This is a genomic window from Bacteroides sp. UBA939, from assembly GCF_002293435.1.
Taxonomy (GTDB): Bacteria; Bacteroidota; Bacteroidia; order Bacteroidales; family Bacteroidaceae; genus Bacteroides.
The window spans coordinates 1-6656 of sequence record NZ_DBDF01000185.1; the positions used below are offsets into that span (position 1 = coordinate 1).

Annotated in this window: 2 protein-coding genes; both read right to left on the reverse strand. The window is 43.7% G+C overall.

Features of this window, described 5'->3' with window-relative positions; all coding sequences use genetic code 11:
* Nucleotides 1-2129 (reverse strand): DUF6443 domain-containing protein (locus tag B2Z67_RS11855; RefSeq protein WP_291530043.1); only part of this gene is annotated, 2129 nt, incomplete at its 3' end.
* 64 nt (nt 2130-2193) lie between these two features.
* Complete coding sequence (locus B2Z67_RS11860; RefSeq protein ID WP_291530044.1) at nt 2194-6363, reverse strand: RHS repeat domain-containing protein; 4170 nt, start codon at nt 6361-6363, stop codon at nt 2194-2196.
* Nucleotides 6364-6656 lie beyond the last annotated feature (293 nt).

The following is a 6656-nucleotide window of genomic DNA, read 5'->3' on the forward strand; positions in this document are numbered from 1 at the left end:
TACGAAATGGCGCTTATTCCCTTGTTTAAATCTTTGTTCATATTGCCATTTGCATCATATTCGTACTCTTTGGCGCTAGTGGAGCCGTTCTTGAAGTCCATCGAAGCGGACATACTGACGCTGGCCCCCGTGTCTTCTACCTTTATGAGCTGGTTGCCGGAGTAGGTCATCGTCAGGTTGTCGATAATGCCGTAGGTCGAGGTGCCGGTATTGCCGCGGCGCGTCAGACTGGTCATGTTACCATGCTTGTCGTAGGTGTACGAAGTGTTGAAATTACTGTTCACGCTTCCATTTTCCAGATAGCTGGCGGAGGTAAGCCGGGAAAGGTTGTCGTAGGTGAACTTGTACCCCCTCGTCTTGGTCTCGGTGGAAAGCTTCCAGCTCATAGCCCCGATATTGCCATTGTACTGTGCCGTACTCCCGCCGTAAGTGTCATTGTAATACAGCGTCTGGCTGAACAACGAGTTGGTAATGGACTTTGTCCACGAACGCACATTATACCCATACGTTGTTTTCAGATTGTCATGACTGCGCTTCTGGTTAGTCTTCAACCTTCCCAATTCATCGTAGGTGTTTGAGGCAAGGGTTAATTCCGCTGTTGTATTTAGCTTATAATTAGTTGTCAGCAATCGCCCGGCATGGTCGTAACCGTATGTATATACCTCCGTTTGCGTATTCTGACCCGTAGCGGCATGGACATGTTTCCGTTTGATGATCTGTCCGGTAAAGTTATAGGCGAAGTATTCCTTTTCTACACCACCCGCAAGGTGATTGGATGATTTGACTTGTATCAATTGCCCTTTATTGTCGTAATACATCACCGAATAGAGGTAGGTAGACGACAACGTACCGTCAGCATTCATTTGGGCGGTAAGCGTACCTGTCAGCAGACCTTTATTCTTAGCCTTGTTAGTTGATTGATGGTCGCCGTAACATACGCCGTATCCCGCTTCGGCAGTATATTGGGCGTTGGCAGTATTCGGAACTCCGTTGTAGCCAAAAAAGGCGTAATCGTCATAGTAGTTGACAGACAATATTTTAGGGGAGGAAAGTGTTACCCCAGTGGGTGTAGCATAACCTTTATAGGTGTCGTCGGCGTTAGCGCGGGCTGCCTTTACCACATTGTTCCCTAGCGGATTAGCAGCATAGTTTTTCAGGCTGTCAATACAAGTTCCTGTCAATACGATACGCTCGAAGACATCGGGAATGGTAAATGTCCATTCTTTTCTCTTCCTTTGTTCACCATCCTGCGTAAATATCAGGCGATCGGCTTTATCGTAGACATAGTATATCCATTCGCAACCGGGTATTTTCTTGGCAATGGGACGGTTAAGCTCATCATATCTGTACCGGTAAGCCAGTTCGTCGAGCTTCGTCTCGGTTATACCTTCATCCTGAATTCTTGGAGGCAGCACGAAGCATTGCAGGCCGAAGCCGTTATATACATAATAGGTATCGTAGGCTACCGTTCCCTGCATTTGGCGGGTCAGTACCACTTGCCCGCGCTTGTCCTTGAACTCGTAACTGATGTTTTGGTTTTCATCCTTTATTTCGGTTACAGACAGTTCACCGGAGGAATAGTTTCCGTTCTGGCTCAGAGTTGGCGCCTGGTTGGTGCCCCCAACCTTGTATAGCTTGCAATTCAGCGTGGCATTGCCCGCTATATTGGTTTTGTATGCCGATTCCACCGCCTTGTTATTATGCCAGCTTGCCCCAGGACCAAACAATTTAACCACGCGGCTCAGGGGGGAAGTTTCGTACACAGGGTATGAATAGGGGTTTTGGTCGTTACCGTTGGAGGCGATAGCCTGTGTCTTGAGTGTCGCCGAAGCAACATATTTCCCATTGTTACCCGATATGGAGGCGGGAAGCCATGCATTGGATTTCCTTCCCAAGGCGTCGTACTCCTGCAAAGCAACCAGATCTTTGTTTGTCGGGGTAGCACCCTGTTGCACGATCTGCACAAGACGCCCCAATCCGTCGAAGTATTTGATAGTATCCAGATAAGTTGTACCCGTTTCATTGGTATAGATACGCGTTCGGATATAGTTTTGGGTAGTTGTCTGGGAATAAACGTTTGCGATACCCAATACTAATAACAGAAATATATATATGAATATCTTTTTCATCTGTTTGGATTTTATAAGTCATTGAATTATAATCATTTCACTCGGTAGATTTAAAACTTACGGATTAATATCCGTTGGAATAAACCTCTATTCTATTATTTCCCCCCACGGTAAAGCAGGAATTACCGACATCTGTAATCACCAGCGAAGCTGTTCCCTGTTGTCCCATAGGCATATATATGCCCAGCGACTGTGATCCGGCTCCTATCGAAGCTTTTATCCCTACTTCATAAACCGTATCCAGCGTTCCATAATCAATTTCCGAGCGCTGCCACATAATGCTCAATGAAGATGAGTCCAATATCAGGTCAGGCATATCATCCGTCGTATATGTCAGCACAAAGTCTACATCCGTATCGCAGGGAAGGGTCAATACACCTGTCACACTGCCATCCTTGCCTCCTCCTTCGGAGAATTCGATAACCGCTTGTGCATGAAACGTATATGCCGCCGTGCTCACTTCCCTATTCGTATCCAAATCTTTGACTATACATGTAACCGACATCTTTTCAAGGTATTTGTCCGGCATGTATTCATTATTATTCGTATTCAGTACGGAACTGATAGTTGTTCCCTGTGCATTTTTCAGATACCAATTATAGCGGAAATTGCCGGAACCACTATTGACGTTTGTTCCAAATATCAGAGGATAGATGACATCGTATATGGGAGAACCGTCCGGATGATACTGGTTGTATTTTGCCAAAACGCCATCTTTCACTACTATTTGAGGAGCAACTGCCTTAAATGTCTTTTTAAGGGTTCTTCCCTTTGTGAAATTCTCGTCCCTTACTACGCATATCAACGTCTTTTCTCCCTCATCTCCCGGGTTAACAGTAAAGAATATGTCCGTAGTATTCACCTTACTGTCGATAACGTTCTCTCTTGCATCCATTAGATACCAGTCCATTTTCAAACCGGGAGTATTATCATTTACAACAACTTCAAATCGCACTGTCATATTTGCCAAATATACACTTTGTATGGTCATGTCCGCATTGATATTCGATGCGAACGGCTGGTTTTTATACCAATATTTATTTTCCGCGACCTTCGCATTGCTGTGGTCTCTTATTTCCACCAATCGGCCTGCGGCATCATAGAGAAAAGATGTAGTCAAACCTGCCGGTTCTGTAATGGACGATACACCCACCAAAGGTCTATCGTATGTGTACGAGATAATCTGCGCTTCCGGTAGAGCCTGTCGAAGCGTGCTGAAGTCGACGCCGGGATCGCTTGACACGGATAGCCCTTCAATTGTTTTTCCCTGTCCCGACAATCCGATATTCACCTGGCTGTACGTCCGGTTTACAATATCGGCAATCCTTAGATGGCGATTGTAACTCCACAAATAGACCGTAGACAGTCCACTCTTGTCTATTACTTCTACCGGATTCCACGATGCGTCATACCGGGTGAATGACAGGTCAGGGCTTCCATAATTACTATTTACCGACGAACCGGTGAAAGCGCTGAAACTGTTCGATGATAACGGCGTACTTAACTTTAACATGTACACATCCTTGGGTAGCAGGTTTTCGTATGTAATAAGATTTGCTTTCACAATCGCATCATCCACCTTGGAAACAATCTCAACGGGATAGCTCAGCATATACTTAGCCCTCATGTTATTATATGCAGCCACATTTCCCATATCGGAGGTAAACGAAGTTTCGGTGGTATATTTCTTTGCAACTCCTTTTTCCGACACGGTAACAGTCTCCTTCTTTAAAAGTTTATTGCTGTTGTAAACGAATTGTTTTTCTGTAGTGGATAATATATTATTGCCGGAAGACGGATAGTATAAAATCTGGGTTTCCTTTACGGGTCGCATCAAATAAGTATAAATCTTATACGAGTACCCTTTGATATACCTTATTTGTAAATCAGCATCATTCCCGCAGATATAGGGAGAGGAAACAGTCAGTGCTCTGACATAATTATTGGATGCGGCGTCTTTTTCATATTCAATGGTCCTTTTACTTACAATGTTTCCATTGGAATTGTAATCTTCAACATCCGTAAGGTTTCCTCTTTCCTGACTTTTCATCGAACAGGGGTCATATATGGAATATGGCTCCTGCAGGTAGGCTTCCGCTCTTTCATCCCAGTTTCCTGTATCGTAGTTTGAGTATTTGTAAAGGGTGAAAGAATTGTCCCCACGTTTCTCTATAATCTGCGAATAACCGATATGCGACCCGCCCAGGTTGCTGCCGGATGGTAAAACGGAAACCGTTGAAAAGGTATTTTCCCTTAATCTCATACTATTATCAGAGGTCGAGACTTCATAATTCCTGAACAGATATTGTATCTGGCTCTCCAGTACGCCACTCGAAACCTGGCTTGAAGTGTTATTGGATAGATAATCGGTAACATAATAATACCCTAATTGCTGATCCGGAGTATCGGCCAATCCGGACTTTATAATGTTCTTTATCCTTAATCCGCCGGCATATTTATTACTGTTTAATGTTTCGAAGCCGTTCCATCTGTCAGCCTTTACCTGCTTCCGGTAGTTGTGGGCTTCGTACTCGAATGCGGCATATCCTCCCGTAGGATATACAATCTTATTAAGGATGCCGTATTTCATTACGTCAACGTTCGGTTCCCTCAAACCATAATAATTTTCATAATGGCGTATAAAGTTATTCGGATCATTGAATATATCCCAACCCAGAGCCGGCACAGGAATACCGGCAAAACGGTCGTTAAAGAAGCCCCAATGATCGGTCTTACACGCTAGGTAAGGGGGCAACCTGTCCGCATTGTCATAATGAAACAGGTACGGGCTTTTACCGGATTCCTGAACGCCCTCCAGCATTAACCGCCGATTGGGAACATTATTATAACTGAATGTTACCACCTTCTCTTCAGTGTTTGTAAACACATCTGTTACCGTTATGCAATCCAGTTTGTACCATTTCAATTGATTCAAGCATTCGGGATAAGGTCGTCTTTCCTTCCCACTCCAATATGCTTGAATGTATTCAGGGATATCATCCTCGCCTTTCCCTCCCCCATTAGCCTCCGAAGGATCTTTATATATTAACAGGTAGGGGAGAAAAGCCTTTGCTGCCTCATTATTGGGGTCATAATAAGCCTCTTTGTTAGGATTTTCTCCGCACCACACACTATACATCTGGTCGAATATAGATACCTTGTCATAATTCAGTTCATTACTTTCGCTCCTGCTGAACTCCAAGAGAGACCTCCCCGTATTGATTTGGGATAAATACACGGGGGCTATCAAGTGTCCCGAATAGCCACTGATAAATGAGGGATATGTGGAACCTGAGCATTCATCATACGGGTTAAATCCACCCCCACCTCCTTGGGCGCTGAATCCCAGATTATGTTGCAATGAGTAGTATAGTTGGCAGTTAAATCCGCCGCGTTCGTATAAAAAACTTATTTCTTCTCCGTTGGGCAGGATAATATTGGTCAGATGCCATGCCGTAGCCACCCATTCGTCTTCGAATTGCTGCATAAAGGGAATCGAAAATTCGATAGCTTCTATTATTCCGCCAAAAACAAACTTTGTCCCGTTTTCTACCGTAATGGTAAATCCATTAAAACAAGGGAAATTACCAACATAATAGGCTGCTGTTTTTTTTCTGTCGAAGGGTGTTTGTAAGAAATTACCGTCGAACTCCACTTTTACCGGCTTATTGCACCTGACTACCCAGTTACGTTGATGGTCCAGATAAAATTGACCGGAATATCCGGGAAAATTAAATGAGAAAATATCCGGCTCCAGATCTGATACTACGTGCATATCTTCCGTTGCCGCATGGACAAGATAGGGTGCAGTATTCCAATTGCTTACATTCAACACATCGTGTTTGAAGTAATAGCCTTCATGGTCTTCAAACCTGTCTGCTCGCAGAGGATTATTCAGTTCGTCAGGGGCATTCTTTACTTGCCTGCTGATTGCACCACCTGCAAGCAATGTCCAGTTTAAGCCTGTCCAACCAGGTCGTTGGTCGGGCCTGACACCTGATGCATGGTAACTTAATGATACGGATAATTTAAAATTATGGATATCTTCCTCATATAATGGGATACTGATACCAGGTACCCCCGTATAATGAGATACAGGAATTTCTCCATACAATCCTAAACTTGCCACATTAGGGCTTAGTAACGACTTGGGTGGCTCGGGTATTTGTGCGTTTAGCCCAATACTCGCCACAACATAAAATGCCGTGCACAGAGCTTTTCTCATACTTCTCATAATAGCCCATCTTTATTTTTAATAGTTTCGTTCACATCAATGGTAGTTTTATCCACAAACAACCCTTTTACTGTAATCTTCAACATATAGCCTTCGGTTGTAAAGACACTCATTATCCAATACCAAAATTAGGTGTTATTTAATTTAGTTAAGGCTAGATTAGTCATGTTATATAACATGAAGCACCAAGCAGTAGTATGTTATAAAACACAAGAAGGATACACACCCTTCTACATACCGCAAATAGTTCCTTAAATCCGCAACTAAATTATTAGGGTGTCCAGTTTTACGTT

Bases quoted from the DNA above. Each gene is read 5' to 3' on its own strand.
- B2Z67_RS11860 (WP_291530044.1), bottom strand. From the start codon at position 6,363: ATGAGAAGTATGAGAAAAGCTCTGTGCACGGCATTTTATGTTGTGGCG.